The organism is Streptomyces rubradiris (genome assembly GCF_016860525.1).
Lineage (GTDB): Bacteria > Actinomycetota > Actinomycetes > Streptomycetales > Streptomycetaceae > Streptomyces > Streptomyces rubradiris.
Map to the genome: position 1 here is coordinate 987,038 of NZ_BNEA01000001.1, position 24,559 is coordinate 1,011,596.

Below are 24,559 nucleotides of genomic sequence, written 5' to 3' on the forward strand. Positions count from 1 at the left end.
GGGGGCGCGGGGGAACTCGCCGGCCGGACTACGCCACGAACGTGCGCGGCGACTCCGTCGCCCCCGTCGCCCCCGACTTCACCAGGCGGGCCGCCGCGGCCAGCCGGGAGGCCGCCTCGTCCGCCACCGCTCCCCCGACGGTGAACGGAAGCCGCACGTAACCCTCGAACGCGCCGTCGACGCCGAAGCGCGGCCCGGACGGGACCCGGACGCCCGTGCGCTCGCCGGCCTCGGCGAGGCGGGAGCCGGACAGGCCGCCGGCCCGGACCCAGAGGGTCAGCCCGCCGCGCGGCACCTCGAACTCCCAGTCCGGCAGCTCCCGGCGCACCGCCGCCACCAGGGCGTCCCGGTTCTCCCGGGCCTGTGCCCGGCGCAGTTCGACCGCCTGCTCCCAGCCGCCCGTGCTGAAGAGCCAGTTGACGGCCAACTGCTCCAGCACCGGCGTGCCCAGGTCGGCGTACGCCCGCGCGGCGACCAGGCTGCGGATGACGTCCGGCGCCGCGCGTACCCAGCCGATGCGCATGCCCGCCCAGAACGCCTTGCTGGCCGAGCCGACCGTGATCACCGTGGAGCCGGCCGGGTCGAAGCCGCACACCGGCCGGGGCATGCCGTCCCGGACGTCCGCGTCGAGCCACAGCTCGCTCATCGTCTCGTCGGCGACGAGCACGGTGCCGGCCGAGCGCGCCGCGTCCACCAGCCGGCGCCGCTGGTCCTCGTCGGCGAGCGCACCGGTGGGGTTGTGGAAGTCGGCGACCACGTAGGCGATGCGCGGCGCGGCCTCGCGCAGCACCTGGCGCCAGCGGTCCATGTCCCAGCCGGACAGCCCCTCGGCCATCGCGACCGGGACCAGCCGGGCGCCCGCCTCACGCATCAGCTGGAGGATGTTGGCGTAGGACGGCGACTCGACGGCGATGCGTTCGCCGCGGCCCCCGAAGAGATGGCAGATCGCGTCGATGGCGCCCATCGCGCCGGTGGTCACCATGATCTGCTCCGGCATGGTGGGAATCCCGCGCGCGGTGTAGCGCTCGGCGATCATCGAGCGCAGCGCGGGCAGCCCGGCCGGGTAGTCGCCGTGGGTGTGGGCGTACGGCGGCAGGTCCTCCAGGGCGCCCCGCACGGCCCGGGTGAGCCACGGCTCGGGCGCCGGGAGCGAGGCGCAGCCCAGGTCGATCATCGAGCCGAGGGCCTCCGGGGGCAGCGGTTCCAGGCCGCGCGCGGGGATCGGGTTGCCGGCCGGTACGGCGGTCCAGCTGCCGGCGCCGCGCCGGGACTCCAGGAAGCCCTCCCCGCGCAGCGCCTCGTAGGCCGCCGCGACGGTGGTGCGGCTGACGGCGAGGGCGAGGGCGAGCTCGCGTTCCGCGGGCAGCCGCGCGGCCACCGGGACGCGGCCCTCCAGGACGAGGAGCCGGATGCCGTCGGCGAGGGCGCGGTAGGCGGGGGGACGGCGGGTGCCGGGGCCGGCCGGTCGGTCCTGCTGGGAGGTGAGGAGCCGGGCGAGCTGTGCGGCCCCCACCGCCGAGGTCCACTGCGCCATGAAGATCAGTCCACCTTCCCCGGATTGGCCATGGATGGCGAGGATCGCCAAGCCACAGAGTGACATGCGTCAGGCCACCGCCACCACCCAGGGGGGTATTTCCATGTCCACTGCCGGCTCGGCGTCCACCGCGTCCACCGCAGGCACACCCGCGTCCGGCCGACGGCTCGGCCGGCGCCTGGTCCAGCTGTACGCGGGGCTCGCGCTCTACGGCGCTTCCTCCGCGCTGCTCGTGGCGGCCGGGCTGGGCCTGGAGCCGTGGAACGTGCTGCACCAGGGGCTCGCGGAACTGACCGGACTCAGCATCGGGGTGCTGTCGATCATCGTGGGCGCGGCGGTGCTGCTGCTGTGGATCCCCCTGCGGCAGCGGCCCGGACTGGGCACGGTCTCCAACGTCTTCGTGGTCGGCCTGGCGATGGACGGCACCCTCGCGCTGCTCCCGGACGTCCGCTCCCTCGCCCTGCGCGTGCCCCTGCTCCTCGCCGGCATCGTCCTCAACGGCATGGCGACCGGCCTGTACATCGCGGCGCGCTTCGGCCCCGGCCCGCGCGACGGGCTGATGACCGGGCTGCACCGGCGCACCGGCCGGTCGATCCGGCTGATGCGGACGGCGGTCGAGGTCGTGGTGGTGGTGACCGGGTTCGTCCTCGGCGGCACCATCGGGGTGGGCACCGTGCTGTACGCCGTGTCCATCGGCCCGCTGGCGCAGGTGTTCCTGCGCGGGTTCGCCGTCCCGCCGGCACCGGCGGGCAGCACGATCGTCGCCGGCGGGACACCCGAGCGAGTGATACTGCATCCGTGACCTTGACGCCGCCCGCCCCGCGCCACCCGTACCTCGACCACCCCGGGCCGATCGCCTTCGCCCACCGGGGCGGCGCGGCCGACGGCCTGGAGAACACCGTGGCGCAGTTCCGGCGGGCGGTGGAGCTGGGCTACCGGTACATCGAGACCGACGTGCACGCCACGGCGGACGGCCGGCTGGTCGCCTTCCACGACGCCACGCTGGACCGGGTGACCGACGGCGCGGGCCGCATCGCCGACCTGCCCTGGGCGGAGGTACGGCACGCGCGCGTGGCGGGCCGGGAGCCGGTGCCGCTGTTCGAGGAGCTGCTGGAGACCTTCCCCGGGGTGCGCTGGAACGTCGACGTCAAGGCGGAGCCGGCGCTGCGCCCCCTGCTGGAGCTGGTCGAGCGCGCGGACGCCTGGGACCGGGTCTGCGTGGGCTCCTTCTCCGAGGCGCGGGTGCTGCGCGCGCAGCGACTGGCCGGGCCCCGGCTCGCCACCTCGTTCGGCACGCGCGGGGTGCTGGGCCTGCGGCTGCGCTCCTGGGGCCTGCCGGCCGCGGTGCGCCGGTCGGCCGTGGCCGCACAGGTGCCCGAGTTCCAGTCGGGCGTGCCGGTCGCCGACCACCGCTTCGTCCGCGCCGCCCACGCGCGCGGACTCCAGGTGCACGTGTGGACGGTCAACGAGCCGGAGCGGATGCACCGGCTCCTGGACCTCGGAGTCGATGGCATCATGACGGATCACATCGGCACCTTGCGCGAGGTCATGGAGGAGCGCGGCGTCTGGGCCTGACCGCCCCGAACGCCTCCTTCCCGGCCTGCGCGAGGGGGGCCGGTGCCGGTGGTTCCGGAAGCGATTTCGCACTCGGAGCGAAAGGGCGGTAGTGTACGCGTTTGGCCTGCCAGGCGTACCGTTACTGCGCGTCAAAGATGCCGAAACGCTGGGTGACATCTGCTAGCAGATGTGACAAACCGGGCGCCTGTGGGTAGAACAAGGGGCGGCTACGACGGCGACGCATGACCCGGAACGGGAATCTTTACCGCCGACCGGACGTTGACCGGATGACGACGACAGCGACACCTGTCCTGTGGGCGACAAGCCCGGGAGGCACGATTCATGAGTGAGCGAGCTCTTCGCGGTACGCGCCTCGTGGTGACCAGCTACGAGACGGACCGCGGCATCGACCTGGCCCCGCGCCAGGCCGTGGAGTACGCATGTGAGAAGGGGCACCGCTTCGAGATGCCCTTCTCTGTGGAGGCGGAGATCCCGCCGGAGTGGGAGTGCAAGGTCTGCGGTGCCCAGGCACTCCTGGTGGACGGCGACGGCCCTGAGGAGAAGAAGGCCAAGCCCGCGCGTACCCATTGGGACATGCTGATGGAGCGGCGCACCCGCGAGGAGCTCGAAGAGGTCCTCGAGGAGCGTCTGGCGGTGCTGCGTTCCGGCGCGATGAACATCGCGGTGCACCCCCGGGACAGCCGCAAGAGCGCCTAGTCCCCGCGCGGCACGGCCGATACACAGCGCGACGCATACGACGGCGGGCGCCGTACATGGTCTCCATGTACGGCGCCCGCCGTCGTATGCGGTGGGGGCGCGGGGGCGCGCCCCCCACCGGGACCGCTCAGCGCGTCAGCGGCGGACGGGGCCCCGGCGGGGCGTCGTGCGGCTCGTCGTCCCTGATGACCTCGCCCGGCACCACCTTGCCGTCGGGCCGGTGCATGCGGGCCTGCTGGAACACGTCCCCGAGGCTGCCCGGGGCGACCCGGCGCAGGCTGCGCTCCAGGGCGTTCTCGGCGAGCCGGCCGACCGCCCGCTGGACGGGCGGGAGCAGCAGGAGCAGGCCCGCCGCGTCCGAGACCAGGCCCGGGATCATCAGCAGCAGACCGCCGAGCATCATCAGGCCGTTGCCGCCGCCGCGGGCCGGCGAGCCGCCCTGGCGCATGGCCTCGTTCAGGCTCGCGAAGGCGCGGCGGCCGGCCCGCTTGATGACCACGGAGCCGGCCACGAGGCCCGCGACGAGGAGCAGGAACACGGTGAGCCCGCCCGCCGCGCCCGCGACCAGGGTCAGCAGCCAGATCTCCAGCACCAGCCAGGCGGCCAGGCCCAGCGGCAGATACCTGCGCAGCCGTGAGCGCCGGCGGCGGGCGGTGTACGGGGAGGTCGGAGCGCCAGTCGTCATGGTCCCAGTGTGCCTGGGCGCGGCTCAGCACCGGATAAGGGAGTGACCGGCCGTGGCCGTGACCCGGTGTGCTAAGCGCGCTTGTCCTTGCCGCCGAACCGGCCGATGCGGTCCCCGACGCCCCAGGAGGTGACCCGCCACAGCGCCTCGACCACGATGTCCCGGCTCATCTTGGAGTCGCCCAGCTCGCGCTCGACGAAGGTGATGGGGACCTCGACGACGTGATAGCCGGCCTTCACGGCGCGGCGGGCCAGGTCGACCTGGAAGCAGTAGCCCTGCGAGGAGACCTCGTCCAGGCCCAGGCCCTCCAGGGTCTCGCGGCGGAAGGCCCGGAAGCCGCCCGTCACGTCGCGGATCGGCACGTCGAGCATGAGGCGCGAGTAGGTCGAGCCGCCCCGCGAGAGGAACTCGCGGGACTTGGGCCAGTTCACCACCCGGCCGCCGGGCACCCAGCGGGAGCCGAGGACCAGGTCGGCGCCCTTGAGGGCGGTGAGCAGCCGGGGCAGCTCCTCGGGCTGGTGGGAGCCGTCGGCGTCCATCTCGATCAGCACGCCGTAGTCCCGCTCCAGGCCCCAGCGGAAGCCCGCGAGGTAGGCGGCGCCGAGGCCCTCCTTGCCCTTGCGGTGCAGCACGTGGACGTGGTCGTCGTCGGCGGCGAGTTCGTCGGCGAGCTTGCCGGTGCCGTCGGGGCTGTTGTCGTCCGCGATGAGTACGTGCGCCTCGGGAACGGCGCCGCGTACCCGGCCCACGATGGTCTTGATGTTCTCCGCCTCGTTGTAGGTCGGAATGATCACCAAGGCCGTGCCGAGCGGACCGAACTGTCGTCCCTGGGCTGTGGCCGCGAGGGCCCCGTCGCCGTCGTTCACTGCTGCCCCTTCATGTCGTACGCAAGGGTCCACCATAGTGGCCGCCGCCTGGGAAGACGCGATGGCGCAGGCATCTTGTGGTGTCGTTTCCCCGGAAACGGGGTAGGGGTGATGCTTTTCGGTACCTTCCCGCCGAGCGCCGAACGGAACGCGCCACGGCGGATGGGGGCCCGGCGCCCTTCGGGCCGACCTGGGACCCGCTGGCTGCGGATCTACCGAGAGCCGTTGTCTAGGGAGCGCCCGGGCCCCACCCGGGTCGCACCGGCCGACCGTCCGGGGCGTTCCCTCGCCGGCGCGGGCGCTGAGCCTGGCTCCCAGCGACGGTGCCCCGGTGCGGCACACCGTCCCTGACCCGGCGGCGCTGCGACGAGCCGTGCGAACAGCCCCGGTCGGGCCTTTCGGTGGTGGACCCGGCCGAACCTACCGGCCCCCGGCCGCCGACTGTCAACAGCCCTCTGAGCTGGGGTAACGGGGTCGGAGCCGGGGGCGGCGGGGAGGATGCGCAGGTGGGGCGGCGGGGCCGCGGCGGCCGGTGGCCGCCGCGCCACCCCGGGAGATCACTCGCCCGGCCGTACGAACACCGTCCGTCCGCCCACCACGGTGCGCAGGCAGACCGGCAGGTCACGGCCCGGGGTGAGGTCGGGCAGGCCGGGGGTGCCGGAGCGCGGATCGGTGGACCAGCGTGCCACCCGGTCGTCGGGGGCCTGCACGACGAGCCGGTCGGTGCGCCAGACGGCGTAGTCGGCGGGGGCGCCTGGCACCAGGACGCCCGCGTCGTCCCGGCCCACGGCCCGCCAGCCGCCGCGGGTGTGCGCGGTGAACGCGGCCCGGACCGAGATCCGGTGCCCGGGGGTCCGGTGGAAGGCGGCGGCCCGGACCGTGCCCCACGGGTCGAGCGGGGTGACCGGGCTGTCCGAGCCGAACGCCAGCGGTACTCCGGCGCGCAGCAGCGCGGCGAACGGGTTGAGGGTGCGGGCCCGCTCGGCGCCCAGCCGCCGGGCGTACATGCCCTCCTCGCCGCCCCACAGCGCGTCGAAGGCGGGCTGTACGGAGGCGATCAGGCCCAGCTCGGCGAAGGCGGCGACGGTCTCGGGGGTGAGCATCTCGGCGTGTTCGACACGATGCCGGGCGGCGCGGATCCGGGCCAGGCCCACCTTCTCGGCGGCGGCGCGCACGCCCTCGACCACGGCGGTCACGGCGGCGTCGCCGATGGCGTGGAAGCCTGCCTGGAGGCCCGCCTCGGTGCAGGCCACCACGTGGGCGGCGACGGCGTCGGCGTCCAGGTAGGCGGTGCCGCGGTGGCCGGCGTCGGCGTAGGGCTCGTGCAGGCAGGCGGTGTGCGAGCCGAGGGCACCGTCGGCGAACAGGTCGCCGGCGGCACCGGCCGCGCCCAGCTCACGGGCCCTGGCCACTCCTTCGCCGGCCTGTTCGGCCCAGTAGCCGACCACGCGGGGGCCGGGCAGCTCGGCGGCGAGCCGCAGCAGGCCGGTGAAGTCGTCCTCGGAGGAGATCGTCGGGCCCCCGCACTCGTGCACGGTGCCGATGCCGAGCGAGGCGGCGTGCGCCAGCGCGGCGCGCTGGGCCTCCTCCCGCTGGGCGGGGGTGATGGCGCCGAGCGCGGCCTCGCGTACGACGTGATGGGCGTCCCGGGTGAGCGGGGCGTCGTCGCGGGGCACGGCGGCGGGGACCAGGTCCAGCAGGGCGGTGCTGACGACCGCCGAGTGCACGTCGATGCGGGACAGGTACAGCGGGCGTCCGCCGGTGGCCTCGTCCAGTTCCGCGCGGGTCGGCGGGCGGCCGCCGGGCCAGCGGGCGGCGTCCCAGCCGTGGCCCAGCAGCACCCGGTCGCCGGGGCGGGCGGCGGCGAACTCACGGACGCGGGCGAGGGCCGCCTCCAGGGAGGGGGCGCCGGACAGGTCGAGGCCGGTCAGGGCGAGGCCCGTGGCGGTGGTGTGCACATGGGCGTCGGTGAAGGCCGGGGTGACCAGGGCGCCGTCGAGGTCGACCACCTCGTCGACGCCGTCGGCGAAGGCGTCGGCTGCGCCCTCGGAGCCGACCCAGGCGACATGGCCCGCCTCCACGACCATCGCCGTCGCGAAGGGGTCGGCGGGGCTGTGCACCTCGCCGCGGCGGAGCAGGACGGTCTTGGGGGGCTCGGCGGTGCGGTTGCTCATGGCCGACAGTTTCTCCCGGCGCCCGGGAAAGGCCGCGCCCGGGGCGGGTCCGGGCGGCACCGGAAGCCGGTGCGCCGCGCCGGGCCGGGTCAGATCTTCGGCGCGCGGGCCTCGTACGGGGTCGACAGGACCACCGTCGTACGGGTCGACACTCCCGCCAGCGAGCGCACGCGGGCCAGGAGTTCCTCCAGTTCGTGCGGGGTGGCCACGCGCACCTTGAGGATGTAGTTCTCGTCCCCGGCGACGCTGTGGCATGCCTCGATCTCGGGGACGTCGGCGAGGCGGTCCGCGATGTCGTCGGGGGCGCTGGGGTCGAACGGTTTGACCGAGATGAACGCGGTCAGCGGCAGCCCGACGGCCTCCGGGTCGACCACCGCGGCGTAGCCGCGGATGACGCCACGCTGTTCCAGCCGGCGCACCCGCTGGTGCACGGCCGACGTGGACAGGCCCGTGGCCTTGCCCAGGTCTGTGTAGCTCATCCGCCCGTCCGTGACGAGCAGCTGCACGATCTGACGGTCCAGCTCCTCCATGCCGCCAAAACCTACAGTGCGCTTGATCTCCACGGATACCTCGCAGACGCGGGCCGTGCCCCGTTCCCCGGAAAATGCGCCGGGACGGGCATCTGCGCGCGGCATGTGACGAACACCACACGGTCCGGGCGGGCTCCGTGATGTTCTCGTGATTACCGCCGGGACCGGACGGGAAGTGCTTGGTGTGGTCGAGGCCGCAGTGCCTTTCACGGCCCAGCCTTAGGGGGAGAATCCCATGCAGAGTACCCATCGCCCTGGTCGAACTGTGTCCGCACGGCCGCAGCCGGTCGTCGAGCCCGAGCCGGAGGGCGTCGAACCCGACGCCTACGACGAGGAACCGGACGCCTACGACACCTTCGAGATGTACCGGGTGATCTGCCCGGACTGCGCACAGCCGATCGCGCTGCTGGCGGACGAGGAGACCCTGCCGGAGCACGCGCTGTGCGCCTCGCCGTGGAACCCCTTCGGGCTCACGGTGTGCGCGGGCACGGGCCGTCCGGCGGCCGACGCCCGCCCCGCGGACGAGTCCGTCGAGCCGCAGGAGCAGGACACCGCCCTGCTGCTCACGCTCCCCCAGGGCCTGGACTGGCGGACGCAGCCCTTCTCGCACGTCGGCGGCCCGGGCTCGCGCCCGATGCGCGTACCGGTGATGCGCGACCAGGCGGCCTGAGCCGGCTCACCCCTGCCCGTCTTCCACCCCGCACCATGGCGCACCGGCTGTCGTGGTGCGGGATCGGCGTGCCCGGGTCCGCCCCGCCCGGCCCGGACGGTTCCGGCGGGACAAGTCGTCGCGATCAAGCTCTCCGGAGTGCGCAGACGGTCATCGGCCGGCGAACATCCGCCGGTCAACGGTCCACTGACGTATCGTCAGAACGGTGGGGGCGTCGGACGTGTGTGGACTGACGCTCGATTCCGCCGGGGGGTGACCTGTCCAGCCGTCGGCGCGTTGCCCGGGTATGACCCCCACGTACCCGGCGACCGGGCGTCAGCGCCGCATCTTCGTCCCCCGCCCGGCGGAGACGCTTCCGCCGCCCCCGTCCCAGGACCCGCCGATCTACCGCGATCTGATGCGGGCCTGGGCGGACCGGGGCCGCACTCTGCCGGGCCGCCACGACCCGGAGTGGGCCAGGCTGGCGGCCCCGACGGTCCACCCGGGCCAGTTCAGCGATCTTCTGGGCCCGCCACATGACGGGCGATGACCATCCGCTGGATCTGGTTGGTGCCCTCGACGATCTGCAGGACCTTGGCCTCGCGCAGGTAGCGTTCGGCCGGGAAGTCGGCGGTGTAGCCGTAGCCGCCGAGGATCTGCACCGCGTCCGTGGTGACCTTCATGGCGGTGTCGGTGCAGTGCAGCTTGGCCATGGCGGCCTGCTTGGCGAACGGCCGGCCCGCGTCCCGCAGCCGGGCGGCGGCGAGGTAGAGCGCGCGGCCCGCCTCGATCTGGGTGGCCATGTCGGCGAGCATGAAGCGCAGGCCCTGGAAGTCGGCGATGGGCCGGCCGAACTGGCGCCGCTCGACGGCGTAGCGGACCGCCTCGTCCAGGGCGGCCTGGGCGAGGCCGACGGCGCAGGCCGCGATGCCGAGCCGGCCGGAGTCGAGCGCCGACAGGGCGATGGAGAAGCCCTGGCCCTCCTCGCCGATGCGCCGGCTGTCCGGGACGCGGACGCCGTCGAGGTGCACCTGGGCGGTGGGCGAGCCCTTCAGGCCCATCTTCCGTTCGGGCGCCGCGCCGCTCAGGCCGGGCGCGTCGCCGGGGACGAGGAAGGCGGTGATCCCGCGCGGGCCGTCCTCGCCGGTGCGGGCCATCACGGTGTAGAAGTCGGCGATGCCGCCGTGGGTGATCCAGGCCTTGGTCCCGTCGATCACCCACGTGTCGCCCTCTCGGACGGCCTTGGCGCGCAGGGAGGCGGCGTCGGACCCGGAGGACGGCTCGGACAGGCAGTAGGCGCCGAGCAGGCCGCCGCCCAGCATCGCGGGCAGGTGCTCGACCTGCTGCTGCTTGCTGCCGTAGGTGGCGAGGGCGTAGGAGGCGAGCGTGTGCACGCTGACGCCGAGGCCGACGGTGAGCCGGGCGGCGGCCAGTTCCTCCAGCACCTGGAGGTAGACCTCGTACGGCTGGTCGCCGCCGCCGTACTCGGCGGGGTACGGCAGGCCCAGGAGGCCGGACTCGGAGAGCAGGGTGAAGACCTCGCGCGGGAAGCGTCCCGCGTCCTCCTCCTCCGCGGCCTTCGGCGCGATCTCGCGCTGGGCTATCTCCCGGACGAGGGCGAGGAGATCCTTCGCCTCTTCCGTCGGCAGTTGACGCTCCACCGGCTGCGGCGCACGGTCGGACATGGCGTCGGCTCCTCCCTGTTCGGACACCGGCGGCACGGCCCGTGGTGAGGGCGGCTCCGCCTGCTCGTTCCGCTGTGCCGAGGCGCCCGCTTCCGGGTCTCGGAAGCCTGCTGACCAGCGGCATGCGCTGTGAGTATGCCCGATCGGCGACCTCCCGTCACCAGTTAACGACCGCTCACTTCAGGATTCCGGCGCGGGTTTCACTCGCCCGTGAAATTGGTCCGCACCATTGACCTACTGGTCTAGTCCTCCTACTGTGCAGCCCACGCCTTACCGCGTTCATGCCAATCGGCGCGCTTTCCCCTCCCCCACGAGGAGACACCCGATGCACACTCCCCACCGCTCGCTCGTCCGGGCGCTCGTCTCGGCCGCGTGCACCGCGGCCCTCGGCGCCGGGCTGCTGGCCGGGACGGGCACCGCCACCGCGGCGGCGCCGAGCGCCCCCGAGGTCACGGCCGGCTCCAAGGTCGTCGGCTACTTCACCGAATGGGGCACCTACGACCGCAAGTACTACGTCAAGAACATCGAGACCTCGGGCTCCGCGGCCAAGCTGACCCACATCAACTACGCCTTCGGCAACGTCACCGGCGGCAAGTGCGCCATGGGCGACTCCTACGCGGCCACCGACCGGGCCTACACCGCGGCCGAGTCCGTGGACGGCGTCGCCGACACCTGGGACCAGCCGCTGCGCGGCAACTTCAACCAGCTGCTGAAGCTGAAGAAGAAGCACCCGGGCCTGAAGGTCCTGTGGTCCTTCGGCGGCTGGACCTGGTCGAGCGGCTTCGGCGAGGCGGCGAAGAACCCGGCCGCCTTCGCCCAGTCCTGCTACGACCTGGTGAAGAACTCGAAGTGGGCCGGTGTCTTCGACGGCATCGACATCGACTGGGAGTACCCGAACGCCTGCGGCAACACCTGCGACACCAGCGGGCGGGACGCGTTCCGCACCCTGATGGCCGCGGTGCGCGCGAAGTTCGGCTCCGGCAACCTGGTCACCGCGGCGATCACCGCGGACGCCACCAGCGGCGGCAAGATCGACGCGGCGGACTACGCCGGTGCCGCCCAGTACGTCGACTGGTACAACCCGATGACGTACGACTACTTCGGCGCCTGGGACGCGAAGGGCCCGACCGCCCCGCACTCCCCGCTGAACTCCTACTCGGGCATCCCGAAGGCGAACTACTACACCTCCGCGACGATCAGCAAGCTCAGGGGGCTCGGCGTCCCGGCCGGCAAGCTGCTGCTCGGCCTCGGCTTCTACGGGCGCGGCTGGACCGGCGTCACCCAGGCGGCGCCCGGCGGTACGGCCACGGGCCCGGCGGCCGGCACGTACGAGCAGGGCATCGACGACTACAAGGTGCTCAAGACCAAGTGCCCGGCGACCGGCACGGTGGCCGGTACGGCCTACGCCAAGTGCGGCAGCGACTGGTGGAGTTACGACACCCCGGCGACCATCGCCACGAAGATGACGTACAAGAACCAGCAGGGCCTCGGCGGCACCTTCTTCTGGGAGCTGAGCGGCGACACCGCGAACGGTGAGCTGATCAAGGCGATCAACTAGCCCGGTCGGCCACCCCGGCCGTCCGCCCGCCCGTCAGTCGTCCCGGCGGGCGGGCGGCGGCGCGGGCGACCGGGCCGGCGACGGAAGGCGCCGCTTCGAGGCGTCGGTTCAGAGCAGTCCGAGCTGGGTCACGAGCATCGCGAACACCGCGACGAGGACCCAGCCCATGACGTGCTCAAGCAGGTCGGGGCCGTCTTCCTTGGGGCCGCCGGTGACGGCGCGGGCGGCGGTGGCCGGGTGTGCGGTCATGGTGTCACTCACAGAAATCAGACGTCTACGGAGCAAATCCCCCACCCCTGACGTCCACCATGCCACCCGCGTCGGCGTTCGCGACGATGAGCTTGGTCACAGGGCGGCGGCTCAGCGCACGCCCACCGCGGCGAGCGCCCTGCGCTGGCGCGGGGTCGGACGGGCCGGGAAGTACAGGTAGCAGACCCCTCCGGTGCCGGAGACGACCTTGCCGGAGGCGTTGTACCGCTTCGTCCGCAACCAGATGTTTTCCCATTCGCGCCGTTTGTAGACGCGCCGCACCTCCTCGTCGCTCGGCGAGGCCGGGTCGTTGGCGATCACGTCCCCGTCGGCCGTGAAGCCGACGACCGTCATCAGGTGGCCGGCGGTGCCGTAACCGGCCCCGGTCAGCTCGCTCTTGAGGAACGACTGGGACGTTATGGCCGGGATGCCGGCCGCGATCAGCGTCTCCAGGTCGGTGAGCGAGGAGAGCCGGGTGACCACGCCCTGCAGGCCCGGGAAGGTGGCCGCGTAGGCGGCGTTGAAGGGCCAGTTGCCGCAGCCCGCGTACTGGTGGTCGTAGGTGTGGCGGGCCGCGTGGCACACCTGTGGGTCGGCGTAGGCCGGGTTCACCCAGGACAGTTGCTCGGGGGTGAGCCGGCCGCCCCAGTACTCGATGACCATCTGCGAGGAGGTCGGGCTGCACCAGGCCTCACCGCCGTTGTCGTACTCGGGGTACTGGCCCTTGTGGATCTCCTGCGAGTAGCGCGGGACGGCCAGTTCCCGGGCGAGGCCGGGGGTGGAGGCCGGGACGGTGAAGCGGTCGGGGACGTCGGAGCCCATCGCGCCCAGCCGCCAGACGGTCGGGGTGAGCCGGGTGCCGGGCCTGCGGTAGAGGGTCAGGCGCAGCCGGTACGACGTCAGGCGCAGGCCGCTGCCCGGGTCGTCGACGGCGAGGGTGTCGGTCCACACGGTGCTCTTGCCGTCGCTCTGGCCGTCCACCGAGGTCCGCCGGATGTCCTGGTCGCCGGCCGCCCAGCGACCCAGCACGTACCAGGGCGTGCCGGTGCCGTCGGAGTACGTGCCGCGCAGCTCGGCCTGGAGCCAGGTGCCGCCGGGGGTGTGCGCGTTCCAGGAGGCGACGACCTCGGTCGCGGGCACGGTGAGCCGGTGTTCGGGGCCGGTCCAGGTGGCGTACTCCCAGGCGGCGGTGGTGCCGGTGTGCGGGTCGGTGTAGTCGGTACGGCCTGCGGGGGTGCCGATCACCAGGCCGGGCCGGCGTCCGGCGACGGCCCGGGTGCCCTCGGCCGTCCCCAGGCGCCAGTCGCGGTACGTGGTCCAGGCGTGGTGGTCGACCGGGCGGGCTTGCGCCGGCGCGGGGCCGTCGGCGTCGAGGGCGGATCGCGGCGCGGCGGTGGCAGCGGGGGCCGCGGGGCCGGCCACCGTCGCGGTGCCGGCCACGGTCGCGGCGACGGCCGCCGCCAGAACGGTTCTGCGGGAGGGCTGTTCGGCTCTGCTCATGGGCGCGACGACCCCCTGGGGTCCGAGTCGGGCTGGTCCGGTGCGGTAACTATGGAGCAGGCCGTAGCGCGCTGCCAGCACTTCGGCGCACGCCGCGCCAGGAATATTGGTCTCGGCCACTGGCGGCGGGAGCCGGGGGTGTCCCCTTGTCCGCGGGCCCGGGCGGACGGCCGCCCGGGCCCGGCGGGGTCAGACCAGGTCCATCGCGGCGACCTCGTCGGGCCGCCCGTAGCTCACCGGTCCCTGGAAGCGGCGGCGGGCCGTGGCGAACCACCACACCGTGGCGATCAGCAGGACGACGGCGAGCGCGATCGGGGCGTAGTTGAAGGAGTCGACGGTGATCGGCGATGCCTGCGGGAGCATGAACAGCACGCTGCTGAGCAGGATCCACACCACCGCCAGCCAGCCGATCGGCCTGCCCCAGCGGCCCAGGTGCCAGGGGCCGGGCTGGAAGGAGTCACCGAGCCGCAGCCGCAGGAAGATCGGCACGGCGTAGGCGAGGAAGAGGCCGACCACGTTGACGCTGACGATCGCGGTGAACGCCGTGTGCGACCACCAGCCCGGCACCACCAGCGCCAGCGAGCAGCCGACCGCGAGCCACACCGCCTTCACCGGCGTACGGGTGCGCAGCGAGACCGAGTGCCACCAGCGGGAGCCGGGCATGGCGCCGTCCCGGGAGAAGGCGAAGATCTGCCGGGTGTTGCTGGTGAGGTTGGCCAGACCGCAGAAGAGCATCGCGCCGATGACGATGAGCAGCAGCACCTTGGCGGTGCGCAGCCCGAGGCCGTCGATGAGGATCTGGACGGGCGGGGCGGCGGCGCCGGCCACCTTGGCGTAGTCGCCGATGCTGTAGACCAGTGCCAGCATCAGCACCAGGCCGGCGACCGCCGAACAGGCGATGGCACGGGTGATGCCCTTCGGGGCGCTGACCGTCGCCTGGACGGTTTCCTCGGACATGTGGAAGCTGCCGTCGAAACCGGTGAACGTCCAGCTGGTGACCAGCAGGCCGAGCATGCCGCCGTAAAGCCCGCTGGTGAAGCCGGTGTTGTTCTCGAAATGCGTGACAAAGGACGCCGACTGATGCTGGTCGGGTATCACGATGAGTGCGCCCACGATCACGACCAGTCCGATCAGCAGCCACCATACGGAAATGCGGTTCAGTATGGCGACGAGCTGCACGGTGAAGGTGTTGGCGAGCCCTTGCAGGACGATGATCAGGGCCGTGATCAGCACCGTCTGGTGCGCGGTCGGGTGGTAGGACGGCCACTGGAGCTCCACGAACACCTGGATGAAGGTGGCCGCGGCGTATCCGGTGGCGGCCGTGCCGCCGATCTGGCCCACGAAGTTCAGCCAGCCCGTGAACCAGGACCAGGCGCCCTTGTGCCGCTTGGCGAGTTTACCGGCGGAGAAATAGAGGGCGCCGCTCGTGGGATAGGCGGAGGCGACCTCCGCCATGGCCGCTCCGATGAGCAGGACCATCACCGAGACGCCGATCCAGCCGAACACGAGAATGCGCGGGCCACCCGCGTTCAGACCGAATCCGAAGGACGAGAAGATTCCCGAGAGGATATTGATGATGGTGAACGAGATCGCGAAATTGTCGAACGCCTTGAAGCGCCGGGTAAGCTTGCGCGGATAACCCATCGCGTGCAGCGTGGCGTCGTCGTCGAGCACGACGGCGTCCGCGCCCCGGGCGCGCGCCCGGGCAGTCGACATCCGTTCCGACACGGATCGGCCTTTCTCTGGACGGGGACGAGGAGTGGCAAGAAGGGGCGGGGAGGACGGGCGGGGTCAGCCCGGACCCGGGACGGGCAGGCCGCAGGCGCGCCGGGCCCGGGACAGCTGCTCGACGGGGTCCCCGAAGGCGCTCCACGGCATGCGCGAGGCGTACGGGCCCATCGCCGCGAACACCGCCCGGGCCTCGAACTCGCGCTGGGCCATCACCAGGGCGTGCGCGAGGTAGGCGAGGTCGAGCACCGGGGTGAAGCGGTAACCGGCCACCGTGGGAAGCCAGTTCTGGTAGATCGCCAGCGCGGTGGAGCGCCACTGGGGCTGTTCCCAGACCCGGTCGGCGAGCAGCTGGGTGGGGTTGTAGCTCTCCACCAGGGCCACCAGGGGCAGCAGCCGCAGGGGGGAGTCGGCGGGGGCCCGCTGACTGAGGAAGGCGGCGACGTCCCAGGCGGCGGTGACCGAGCCGCCGTGGCGGGTGAAGAAGCAGGACAGGAAGCGGTGGTGGGCCTCCCGGTGCCAGGGGTCCAGGGACAGGATGTGCGCGAACAGCCGCCAGGGACCCGGCGGGGAGGTGAGCAGGCCCTTCGGGGCCGGGTCGCGCAGCCGGTGCAGCCGGGCCATGGAGAGCCGGGCGACCCAGGGCGTGGGGTCGGCGGGGGCCGCCTCGGCGGCCCGGTCGCAGGCGGCCAGCGCTATCCGCTCCAGCGCCTCGGCGCGCTCGTCGCGCGCGTCGGCGGCCCGCAGGGCCCGCTGCACGGCCACCCGCGCCCACATCAGCGCGGCCTCGGGGGTCGGCTCCTCGGCGAGCCAGCGCTCCACCAGATCGGTGCCGGCCGCCTCGGAGGCGAGCACCAGCGAGCGGTGGGCGCGCAGGCCGAAGTCGGTACGGGTCTCGGCGAGGGCCTCGTCGGCGGACCGGTAGCGCCCGGCTCGCACGTCGACGCAGACACGCGCCAGCACCCGGTCGTCGGCCGCCGGATGCCACACATAGTGCCCTTCGAATAAGTCCGCGGCCATATCCCCCTGCCCGTCACCGTGCGACGCATCACGTTGCGCAGGAGGCACCTTACTCAGCGTGGGCCACACCCGGAACGCTGAATTCGACATATCGGTCAGCGGATTCGGATTGTTCATCGACGCCTTCGACTGGCCCGCGGCCGGTGATTCAAGGCGGGACGTTTTCCCCGCGGCCACTCCCGTCGGTGCTCGTCGGCTTCCGGCGGCCGGCCCTCGCAGACTGCCGCCCCCGCCCTGCGCCGGGCCCGCCACTAGACTGGCGTGCGGAAAACTAGACTGGCGTGCGGAAAACGCCCCCCTCGCACCACACCCCGGGAATGACCATCCACGACCTCGCCGCCCGGCTGCGCGGGCTTCCCCCGTCCCTGGGGCCGGTCCGGCTGATCGGCGTGGACGGGCACGCCGGATCCGGCAAGTCGACCTTCGCCGGGCGGCTGGCGCGGGCGCTGGGCGGGGCGCCGGTGGTCCACCTCGACGACTTCGCCAGCCATGAGCACCTGTTCGCCTGGACCGGCCGGCTCATGACCCAGGTGATCGAACCGCTGGGCCGGGGCGAGGACGGGTACGTCACCCCCTACGACTGGCGGGCCCGCGCCTTCGGCGCCCCGCGCCCGGTGCCGGCCGCGCCCGTGGTGCTGATCGAGGGCGTCGGCGCCGGCCGCCGGGCGCTGCGGCCCCATCTGGCCCGGCTGCTGTGGATGGAGTTGCCCCGGGAGGAGTCCTGGGCGCGCGGCCGTCGGCGGGACGGGGCGGAGCAACGGGACTTCTGGGACGGATGGGTCGCGGCGGAGCACGCGCACTTCGTCACCGATCCCTCACGCCCCCACGCGGATCTCCTGGTACTCCAGCGACCGGAGGGGTACGAGATGCTGCCGGGACCGGCCGCGAGCCCCCGGACCCACGCCTGATGTGACGCTCGGTGACACACCCTCCGCGATGTGGTGAACCTGTGAAGACTCTTGCGGCAGAAGTTTCCCCAGTACCTCAACTTCGCTTGACCGAGGGCCCGTACAGGACTTACGTTCTGAATGTGCGGCTTTCGGAGCCGCCCGCCCACACGAAGCCCCCGGTTGTTCCCCCGTGACCGGGGGCTTCGTTCTGCCCGCGGCGCCCGCATCCCGCGCGCCGGCGCGGCGGCCCTCTCACCCTCGGTCACGAAATCCCGTGCGCCCCGTCTGCTCCCACCTCGCCGAACGCCCTGTGCCGCACCCTTCGGCAGGTACCCGCCCCGCGGGTACGATGCCCTCGGTGCGACCTTCGAGCGGCGGCCTCGCGCACCTGCAACTCCGGTCCGCGGTACGGAGATTCGACCGCGGTGGCCATCGGGCGACTGCCCGGTGGTGAACCACGGGTGCATGGTCTGTGGGGGACGTGATGGACTTCGGCACACAGGGCCCCGAGGCGCCGGCCGACCTCGCCTGGCTGCGGGGCGTGGACGCCTACACGATGGGCGCCTACCCGCAGGCGGAGGAGGAGTTCCGCACCGCGGTGCGGATGGACCCGGGCATGGCGGACGCCTGGCTCGGGCTGCACGCGCTCCGGGTCGACACCACCACCGCGCTGCTGCGCATGTTCCGGCACCGCGACCGCTTCGGCGAACAGCGCGCCCGGCACCGCCGCGCCCTCAACTCCTGGTACTGGCTGGGCTGGTGGGTGCAGCCGGTGCTGGAGAGCCCGCGCGATCTGCTGCTGGCGCACGCCTCCCACTGGCTGGACGGCCGGCACGTGCCCGAGCTGGACCGCGCGCTCGCCGGACTGCCCCCGGTCGACACCGACGCCCAGGTCCGCTTCCTGCACGCCTGCCGCGCCTATCTGGTCAAGGACTGGGACCAGCTGGTCCGGCACACCGACCCGCTGCTGGACGATCCGCTGCTCGGCATCGAGGCCGGCCTCTTCGGCGGCATGGCCCGGGTCCGGCTGGAGATGTACGGCCAGGCCGAACCGCTGCTGTCGGCCGCGCTGATGCGGTGCCGCAGCGAGCAGCCGCAGCGCAAGGAGCTGCGCTACTGGCTGGCGCGGGCGCACGAGGGCACCGGGCGGTCGGCCGCCGCGCTCCCCCTGTACCGGGCGGTGCACCGGGTGGACCCGGCCTTCATGGACACCTCGGCCCGGCTCGCGGCGATCGCCGAGGGCGACGGGTACGACGAGACGGGCGACCTCGCCGCGATCACCCTGACCGGCGCGGGACAGGACACGGTGGACGGCCCCGACGGGTTCGATCCGCTGTTCGGCACCGAGGGCCGCGATCTGCGGCTGCCGGAGCCCGACCCGCCGGCCGGGCCGCTGCCGTCGGTGGCCGACCCCTCGGTGCGGACCAGGACCGGCCCCCAGGGTTCCGCCCCGCCGGTCCCGGCCGGGCCGACCGACCCCGCGTTGCTCGAGCAGGCGCTCGCCGAGTTGGAGCGCATGGTGGGCCTGGAGCCGGTCAAGCGCCAGGTCAAGGCGTTGTCCGCGCAGCTGAACATGGCCCGGCTGCGGGCCGGACAGGGCCTGCCGGTGCAGCCGCCCAAGCGGCACTTCGTCTTCTCCGGGCCGTCCGGCACGGGCAAGACCACGGTCGCGCGCATCCTGGGCCGGGTGTTCTACGCCCTGGGCCTGCTCGGCGGCGACCACCTCGTGGAGGCCCAGCGGGCCGACCTGGTAGGCGAGTACCTGGGGCAGACGGCCGTGAAGGCCAACGAGCTGATCGACTCCGCGATCGGCGGGGTGCTGTTCGTGGACGAGGCGTACTCGCTGTCCAACTCCGGGTACGGCAAGGGGGACGCCTACGGCGACGAGGCGCTCCAGGTGCTGCTGAAGCGGGCCGAGGACAACCGCGACCACCTGGTGGTGATCCTGGCCGGCTACCCGGAGGGCATGGACCGCCTGCTGGCCGCCAACCCCGGACTGTCCTCCCGCTTCACCACCCGGGTGGACTTCCCCTCGTACCGGCCGCAGGAGCTCACCGAGATCGGCAAGGTGCTCGCGGCGGAGAACGGCGACCAGTGGGACGAGGAGGCGTTGGAGGAACTGCGCTCGATCGCCGGGCACGTGGTCGGCCAGGGGTGGATCGACGAGCTGGGCAACGGACGGTTCCTGCGGACGCTGTACGAGAAGAGCTGCGCGTACCGGGACCTGCGGCTGTCGTCGTACGCGGGCCCGCTGTCCCGGGAGGACCTGGCGACCCTGCGGCTGCCCGACCTGATGCAGGCCTACGGCGAGGTGCTGTCGGGGCGGGGACCGCAGGACCCGTCCGCGTCGTACTAGGGAGCCCCGGGCCCGTCCGGGTACGGGGTGAGCCCGCCGCAGGGGCGCTGGGACGCGTGCGGCGGCCCGGCACCGGCCGGCCGCCGCACGGATCGGCGCCACCGCCGGAGCTATCCGGCGAGTGCCTCCTCCGGCTCCCCGCTCACCCTGGGCTCCGGCATCTCCCGGTGCGCCGGGTCCCGGACCTCGCCCACCAGCATCTCCAGTACGTCCTCCAGGGCCACCAGACCCAGCACCTTGCCGGACGCGTCGGCGACCTGGGCCAGGTGCGTGGCCGCCCGGCGCATCACCGTGAGGGCGTCGTCCAGCGGCAGCTCGGCGCGGAGCGTGGCCATGGGCCGCCAGACCTGCTGGGGGACGGCCCGGTCGGAGTCCTCCAGGTCGAGGACGTCCTTCACGTGCACGTACCCCATGAAGGGGCCCTGGCCGGCCGCGGCGACCGGGAAGCGGGAGTAGCCCGTGCGGGCGGTCAGCTCCACGATGTCCCCCGGGGTGACCGACGGGTCCACGACGACCAGGGACTCGCGGCGCAGCAGGACGTCCGTCACCGGGCGGGAGCCCAGTTCCAGGGCGTCCTCCAGCCGCTCGCGCTCCTCGGGACCGAGCAGCCCGGCCTCGCCGGAGTCCTCCAGCAGGCGGTTGAGCTGCTCGGTGGTGACGACCGCTTCCACCTCGTCCTTCGGCTCGACCCGGAACAGCCGCAGGATGCCCTGGGCGCAGGCGCCGAGGGCCACGGTGACCGGCCTGCACAGGCGGGCGAACCAGACCAGGCCGGGGCTGAGCCAGAGCGCCGCCTTCTCGGGCGCCGCCATGGCCAGGTTCTTCGGCACCATCTCGCCGATGACCAGGTGGAAGAAGACCACCGCGGCCAGCGCGACGACATAGCCGAGCGGGTGGATCATGCCGTGCGGCAGGTGGATCCACTCGAACAGCGGCTCCAGCAGGTGCGCCACCGTCGGCTCGGCGACCGCACCGAGGGTCAGGGAGCAGACGGTGATGCCGAACTGGGCGGCGGCCATCATCTGCGGCAGCCGTTCCAGGCCGTGGAGCACCTGGCGGGCGCGGGCGGTGCCGAGCGGTTCGATCTGGCTGCGGCGGACGGAGACGAGCGCGAACTCGGCGCCGACGAAGAAACCGTTAGCAAACACGAGCAGCGCCGCGAAGACCAGTTGCAGGACGCTCATCGGGCGGCCTCCGGCACGCTCGCCACCGGGGCCGTCCTGACCAGGCGGACCCGTTCGGCGCGGTAGTGGCCGACCTGGCGGACCGAGAGTCGCCAGCCGGGCAGTTCGGCCCGGTCACCGGGGGCCGGGATCCGGCCGAGCAGATCGGCGACCAGTCCGGCCACGGTCTCGTACGGCCCCTCCGGCACGTCCAGGCCTATGCGCGTCAGGATGTCGACGCGGCAGCCGCCGTCCACGTCCCAGGCGGGCCTGCCGTCCTCGGGCGGGGCGGGGGCCAGCTCGGGCATGTCCTTGGCGTCGTGCTCGTCGCGGACCTCGCCGACCAGTTCCTCGACGATGTCCTCCAGGGTGACCACGCCGGCCGTGCCGCCGTACTCGTCCACGACGACCGCGATGGGCTGCTCGCTGCGCAGCCGGGCGAGCAGGGGCTGCACGGGCAGGGTCTCGGGGACGAGGAGCGCCTTGCGGGCGATGCGGCCGACCGGGGTGCGCAGCCGGTCGTGGGCCGGGACGGCCAGCGCGTCCTTCAGATGGGCCATGCCCACGATCTCGTCGATCTTCTCCCGGTAGACGGGGAAGCGGGACAGCCCGGTGGCGCGGGTGAGGTTGACCACGTCCTCGGCGGTGGCCGAGTCCTGCAACGCGCTGACCTTCACCCGCGGGGTCATCACGTGCTGTGCGGTCAGCTCGCCCAGGGACAGGGTGCGTACGAACAGGTCGGCCGTGTCCTGCTCCAGGGCGCCGGCCAAGGCGGAGTGCCGGGCCAGGGAGACCAGTTCGCCGGGGGTACGGGCGGAGGCCAGTTCCTCGGCGGGCTCCACGCCCAGGGCGCGCACCAGCCGGTTGGCGACCGTGTTCAGCGCGGAGATCACCGGGCGGAACAGGAGGGCGAAGCGGTGCTGCGGGCCGGCCACGAAGCGGGCCACCTGCAGCGGCCGGGACACCGCCCAGTTCTTGGGCACGAGTTCGCCGATCACCATCTGGATCGCGGAGGCCAGCAGCATGCCGACGACCACCGCGACGCCGGCCGCAGCCCCCTCGGGGACGCCGAGCGCCGTGAACGGGCCGCGCAGCAGCTCGGCCAGCGCGGGTTCGGCGAGCATGCCGACGACCAGGGAGGTGATGGTGATGCCGAGCTGGGTGCCGGAGAGCTGGAAGGACAGCTCCTTCAGCGACTCCACGACCGTGCGGGCGCGTGGGTCGCCGTCGGCGGCGGCCTTCTCGGCGTCCGGGCGCTCGACCGTCACGAGGCCGAACTCGGCCGCCACGAAGAATCCGTTGGCGAGGATCAGCAGGAAGGCCGCGGCGAGCAACAGCAGGGGGATGGTCACGCTGCCACCGCCTTGCCGCTATGTCGGGCAGGGGTGGCGCGGGTACTACAGGACGATCCGTCCATCGCCGGAGTCGGTCACTCCTCGGGTAGCAGGAACCCCTGGCACCGGGTGGCACGCAGGGGCGGAGGCGCAGCGGGACGGCCTCCGCCCACCAGATTAATCAAGATCTGGGCTCGTGCGGCAGGGCGGGCGAGCCGGAGCGGGCCTCGGCGAGTTCCCGCAGGGTCCGGGCGTCGGCGATGGCCTGCCGTTTGGCGATGCCCGGCTGGATGCCGAGCGCGGGCAGGCTGGTGCCGTCGCTGAGATCGAGGAACACCCAGGGGTCACCCGGCCGGAGGTTCACCCGGAGGATCTCCGCCCAGGCCAGGCGCCGCTTGCTCGCGATGTTGACGACGGTGACGCCGGACTCGTCGGCGACCACCCGCACCCGGGCCAGCTGGGCCAGCACCCAGAGGCAGAGCGCGCCGGTGACGATGAAGCTGAGCCGGGAGCCCGGGCCGAGGTCCTCCAGCAGCAGCGAGATCCCGGAGATCACCACGAAGATCAGGACTCCGGCGGTGAGCAGGATCGCCCGGGTGCGGCCGGGCCGGAAGGTGACGGGCAGAGCGGGGAGGTCGGGCAGGTCGGACATCTCTGGCGTACCCCTCAGAGACGGCAGGCGTGGATGGCCGTGGTCAGGATGGCGCGGGCGCCGATGCCGTAGAGGTCGTCCATGATCCGCTGGGCCTCCTTGGCGGGGACCATGGCGCGGACGGCGACCCAGCCCTCGTTGTGCAGCGGGGAGACGGTCGGGGACTCCAGGCCGGGGGTGAGCGCGACGGCCTTCTCCAGCTGCTCCACCCGGCAGTCGTAGTCCATCATCACGTACGTCCGGGCCACCAGGACGCCCTGGAGGCGGCGCAGGAACTGCTGGACCTTGGGCTCCTCGGCGTCGGCGCCGGTGCGGCGGACGACGATGGCCTCGGACTTCATGATCGGCTCGCCGAACACCTCCAGGCCCGCGTTGCGCAGGCTGGTGCCGGTCTCCACGACGTCGGCGATGACCTCGGCGACGCCGAGTTCGATGGCGGTCTCGACGGCGCCGTCCAGGTGGACCACGGCGGCGTCGACGCCCCTGTCCGCGAGGTGCCCCGCGACGATCCCCTCGTAGGAGGTGGCGACCGTGCGGCCCTTGAGGTCCTCGATGCCGTGCGCGGTGCCGGGCTTGGCGGCGAAGCGGAAGGTGGAGCGGGCGAAGCCGAGCGGCAGGATCTCCTCGGCGTCGGCGCCGGAGTCGATCAGCAGGTCACGGCCGGTGATGCCGATGTCGAGGCGGCCGGAGGAGACGTAGATCGCGATGTCGCGGGGGCGGAGGTAGAAGAACTCGACCTCGTTCTCCGGGTCGACGATGCGCAGCTCCTTGGACTCGCGGCGCTGCTGGTAGCCGGCCTCATGCAGCATCTCCGCCGCAGGGCCGGACAGTGAACCCTTGTTGGGGACGGCGATGCGCAGCATGAGGTCGGCTTCCTTCGTTCGTTCTCTACGGGACGGTGTGTGCGGGCTACGGCTTACAGGTGGGCGTAGACGTCGTCCAGGGAGATGCCGCGGGCGACCATCATCACCTGGACGTGGTACAGCAGCTGCGAGATCTCCTCGGCCGCCGCCTCCTTGCCCTCGTACTCGGCGGCCATCCAGACCTCGGCGGCCTCCTCGACGACCTTCTTTCCGATGGCATGGACGCCCTTTCCGACCAGTTCCGCGGTGCGGGAGGTGGCGGGATCGCCGTGGGCGGCCTTGTGCTGGAGCTCGGTGAACAGCTCCTCGAACGTCTTCTTGGACATGGTGAGCCCCACCCTAGCCGTTGTGGCGGCCGGGCTAGTGCCAGGGTTCGGATACTGAGCGGAGCGTGGCCGCCGTCGCCACGGCCGCCGTCACCGCCTCGTGGCCCTTGTCCTCGCTGGAGCCCTCCAGGCCGGCCCGGTCCAGGGCCTGCTCCTCGGTGTCGCAGGTGAGGACGCCGAAGCCGACGGGGACGCCGGTGTCGACGGAGACCTGGGTGAGGCCCTGGGTGACGCCCTGGCACACGTAGTCGAAGTGCGGGGTGCCGCCGCGGATGACGACGCCGAGGGCGACGATCGCGTCGTAGCCGCGGCCCGCGAGGACCTTGGCGGCGACCGGCAGCTCGAAGCTGCCGGGGACCCGGATCAGGGTCGGCTCGTCGATGCCCAGGTCGTGCAGGGCGCGCAGGGCGCCGTCCACCAGGCCGTCCATCACCTTCTCGTGCCACTGCGCCGCGATCACGGCGACCCTGAGGTCGTCCACCTTGCGTACGGTCACGTCCGGTGCGCCCTTGCCGCTCACTCT

23 protein-coding genes are annotated in these 24,559 nt (G+C 72.9%); 7 read left to right on the forward strand and 16 right to left on the reverse strand.

Features of this window, described 5'->3' with window-relative positions:
- Positions 1 to 28: 28 nt before the first annotated feature.
- Positions 29 to 1,534, reverse strand: coding sequence for an SCO1417 family PLP biosynthesis transcription factor (locus Srubr_RS04600; protein ID WP_189996349.1), 1,506 nt, complete (start codon positions 1,532 to 1,534; stop codon positions 29 to 31).
- Between the two features lie 103 nt (positions 1,535 to 1,637).
- Here Srubr_RS04600 and yczE point away from each other — a divergent pair, with 103 nt between their 5' ends.
- The 3 genes from yczE to Srubr_RS04615 all read left to right on the forward strand — a co-directional run bounded on the left by yczE (position 1,638) and on the right by Srubr_RS04615 (position 3,808).
- On the forward strand, positions 1,638 to 2,336 hold the full coding sequence (gene yczE / locus Srubr_RS04605) for a membrane protein YczE (protein ID WP_189996348.1): 699 nt from the start codon (positions 1,638 to 1,640) through the stop codon (positions 2,334 to 2,336).
- Between the two features lie 2 nt (positions 2,337 to 2,338).
- Positions 2,339 to 3,109 carry a glycerophosphodiester phosphodiesterase gene (locus tag Srubr_RS04610; RefSeq protein WP_189996392.1) on the forward strand — a complete coding sequence of 257 codons (771 nt, stop codon included), beginning with the start codon at positions 2,339 to 2,341 and terminating at the stop codon, positions 3,107 to 3,109.
- A gap of 324 nt (positions 3,110 to 3,433) precedes the next feature.
- Positions 3,434 to 3,808 carry an RNA polymerase-binding protein RbpA gene (locus tag Srubr_RS04615; RefSeq protein WP_003977404.1) on the forward strand — a complete coding sequence of 125 codons (375 nt, stop codon included), beginning with the start codon at positions 3,434 to 3,436 and terminating at the stop codon, positions 3,806 to 3,808.
- A gap of 127 nt (positions 3,809 to 3,935) precedes the next feature.
- Here Srubr_RS04615 and fxsA read toward each other — a convergent pair whose 3' ends face one another.
- The 4 genes from fxsA to Srubr_RS04635 all read right to left on the reverse strand — a co-directional run bounded on the left by fxsA (position 3,936) and on the right by Srubr_RS04635 (position 8,063).
- Positions 3,936 to 4,493, reverse strand: coding sequence for an FxsA family membrane protein (fxsA, locus tag Srubr_RS04620; RefSeq protein ID WP_189996347.1), 558 nt, complete (start codon positions 4,491 to 4,493; stop codon positions 3,936 to 3,938).
- 71 nt (positions 4,494 to 4,564) lie between these two features.
- Positions 4,565 to 5,359 (reverse strand): polyprenol monophosphomannose synthase, encoded by a 795-nt coding sequence (locus Srubr_RS04625; protein WP_189996346.1) that lies wholly within the window; start codon positions 5,357 to 5,359, stop codon positions 4,565 to 4,567.
- A gap of 557 nt (positions 5,360 to 5,916) precedes the next feature.
- Positions 5,917 to 7,533 (reverse strand): amidohydrolase, encoded by a 1,617-nt coding sequence (locus Srubr_RS04630; RefSeq protein WP_189996345.1) that lies wholly within the window; start codon positions 7,531 to 7,533, stop codon positions 5,917 to 5,919.
- 89 nt (positions 7,534 to 7,622) lie between these two features.
- Positions 7,623 to 8,063 (reverse strand): Lrp/AsnC family transcriptional regulator, encoded by a 441-nt coding sequence (locus Srubr_RS04635; RefSeq protein ID WP_189996344.1) that lies wholly within the window; start codon positions 8,061 to 8,063, stop codon positions 7,623 to 7,625.
- 235 nt (positions 8,064 to 8,298) lie between these two features.
- Here Srubr_RS04635 and Srubr_RS04640 point away from each other — a divergent pair, with 235 nt between their 5' ends.
- Positions 8,299 to 8,733 carry a hypothetical protein gene (locus Srubr_RS04640; RefSeq protein ID WP_189996343.1) on the forward strand — a complete coding sequence of 145 codons (435 nt, stop codon included), beginning with the start codon at positions 8,299 to 8,301 and terminating at the stop codon, positions 8,731 to 8,733.
- Positions 8,734 to 9,224: 491 nt separating this feature from the next.
- Here Srubr_RS04640 and Srubr_RS04645 read toward each other — a convergent pair whose 3' ends face one another.
- Positions 9,225 to 10,397 carry an acyl-CoA dehydrogenase family protein gene (locus Srubr_RS04645; RefSeq protein ID WP_189996342.1) on the reverse strand — a complete coding sequence of 391 codons (1,173 nt, stop codon included), beginning with the start codon at positions 10,395 to 10,397 and terminating at the stop codon, positions 9,225 to 9,227.
- A gap of 325 nt (positions 10,398 to 10,722) precedes the next feature.
- Here Srubr_RS04645 and Srubr_RS04650 point away from each other — a divergent pair, with 325 nt between their 5' ends.
- Positions 10,723 to 11,955 carry a glycoside hydrolase family 18 protein gene (locus Srubr_RS04650; protein ID WP_189996341.1) on the forward strand — a complete coding sequence of 411 codons (1,233 nt, stop codon included), beginning with the start codon at positions 10,723 to 10,725 and terminating at the stop codon, positions 11,953 to 11,955.
- Positions 11,956 to 12,063: 108 nt separating this feature from the next.
- Here Srubr_RS04650 and Srubr_RS04655 read toward each other — a convergent pair whose 3' ends face one another.
- The 4 genes from Srubr_RS04655 to Srubr_RS04670 all read right to left on the reverse strand — a co-directional run bounded on the left by Srubr_RS04655 (position 12,064) and on the right by Srubr_RS04670 (position 16,452).
- Positions 12,064 to 12,204, reverse strand: a complete 141-nt coding sequence (locus Srubr_RS04655; RefSeq protein WP_189996340.1) for an SCO1431 family membrane protein — start codon at positions 12,202 to 12,204, stop codon at positions 12,064 to 12,066.
- A gap of 111 nt (positions 12,205 to 12,315) precedes the next feature.
- Positions 12,316 to 13,704: a peptidase C39 family protein gene (locus Srubr_RS04660; protein ID WP_189996339.1), complete on the reverse strand. Its 1,389-nt coding sequence runs from the start codon at positions 13,702 to 13,704 to the stop codon at positions 12,316 to 12,318.
- 189 nt (positions 13,705 to 13,893) lie between these two features.
- A complete protein-coding gene (locus Srubr_RS04665; RefSeq protein WP_189996338.1) occupies positions 13,894 to 15,432 on the reverse strand; it encodes an amino acid permease in 1,539 nt (512 codons plus the stop codon).
- A gap of 63 nt (positions 15,433 to 15,495) precedes the next feature.
- On the reverse strand, positions 15,496 to 16,452 hold the full coding sequence (locus Srubr_RS04670; RefSeq protein ID WP_189996337.1) for a hypothetical protein: 957 nt from the start codon (positions 16,450 to 16,452) through the stop codon (positions 15,496 to 15,498).
- Between the two features lie 317 nt (positions 16,453 to 16,769).
- Here Srubr_RS04670 and Srubr_RS04675 point away from each other — a divergent pair, with 317 nt between their 5' ends.
- Both Srubr_RS04675 and Srubr_RS04680 read left to right on the forward strand, forming a co-directional pair.
- The gene (locus tag Srubr_RS04675) at positions 16,770 to 17,360 is read left to right on the forward strand and encodes a uridine kinase family protein (RefSeq protein WP_189996336.1); all 591 of its coding nucleotides are present in this window, start codon (positions 16,770 to 16,772) and stop codon (positions 17,358 to 17,360) included.
- Between the two features lie 466 nt (positions 17,361 to 17,826).
- Entirely contained in the window at positions 17,827 to 19,698 is a 1,872-nt protein-coding gene (locus Srubr_RS04680; protein WP_189996335.1) for an AAA family ATPase, read from the forward strand.
- 110 nt (positions 19,699 to 19,808) lie between these two features.
- Here Srubr_RS04680 and Srubr_RS04685 read toward each other — a convergent pair whose 3' ends face one another.
- The 6 genes from Srubr_RS04685 to ribH form a co-directional block, all read right to left on the reverse strand.
- Entirely contained in the window at positions 19,809 to 20,882 is a 1,074-nt protein-coding gene (locus Srubr_RS04685) for a hemolysin family protein (RefSeq protein ID WP_189996334.1), read from the reverse strand.
- Positions 20,879 to 22,213 carry a hemolysin family protein gene (locus Srubr_RS04690; protein ID WP_189996333.1) on the reverse strand — a complete coding sequence of 445 codons (1,335 nt, stop codon included), beginning with the start codon at positions 22,211 to 22,213 and terminating at the stop codon, positions 20,879 to 20,881. The genes Srubr_RS04685 and Srubr_RS04690 overlap by 4 nt, the downstream gene beginning before the upstream one ends.
- A gap of 163 nt (positions 22,214 to 22,376) precedes the next feature.
- Positions 22,377 to 22,847 carry a PH domain-containing protein gene (locus tag Srubr_RS04695; RefSeq protein ID WP_189996332.1) on the reverse strand — a complete coding sequence of 157 codons (471 nt, stop codon included), beginning with the start codon at positions 22,845 to 22,847 and terminating at the stop codon, positions 22,377 to 22,379.
- 14 nt (positions 22,848 to 22,861) lie between these two features.
- Entirely contained in the window at positions 22,862 to 23,710 is an 849-nt protein-coding gene (gene hisG / locus Srubr_RS04700; RefSeq protein WP_189996331.1) for an ATP phosphoribosyltransferase, read from the reverse strand.
- A gap of 53 nt (positions 23,711 to 23,763) precedes the next feature.
- Entirely contained in the window at positions 23,764 to 24,036 is a 273-nt protein-coding gene (locus Srubr_RS04705; RefSeq protein ID WP_007491392.1) for a phosphoribosyl-ATP diphosphatase, read from the reverse strand.
- 34 nt (positions 24,037 to 24,070) lie between these two features.
- A complete protein-coding gene (ribH, locus tag Srubr_RS04710; protein WP_189996330.1) occupies positions 24,071 to 24,556 on the reverse strand; it encodes a 6,7-dimethyl-8-ribityllumazine synthase in 486 nt (161 codons plus the stop codon).
- Positions 24,557 to 24,559 lie beyond the last annotated feature (3 nt).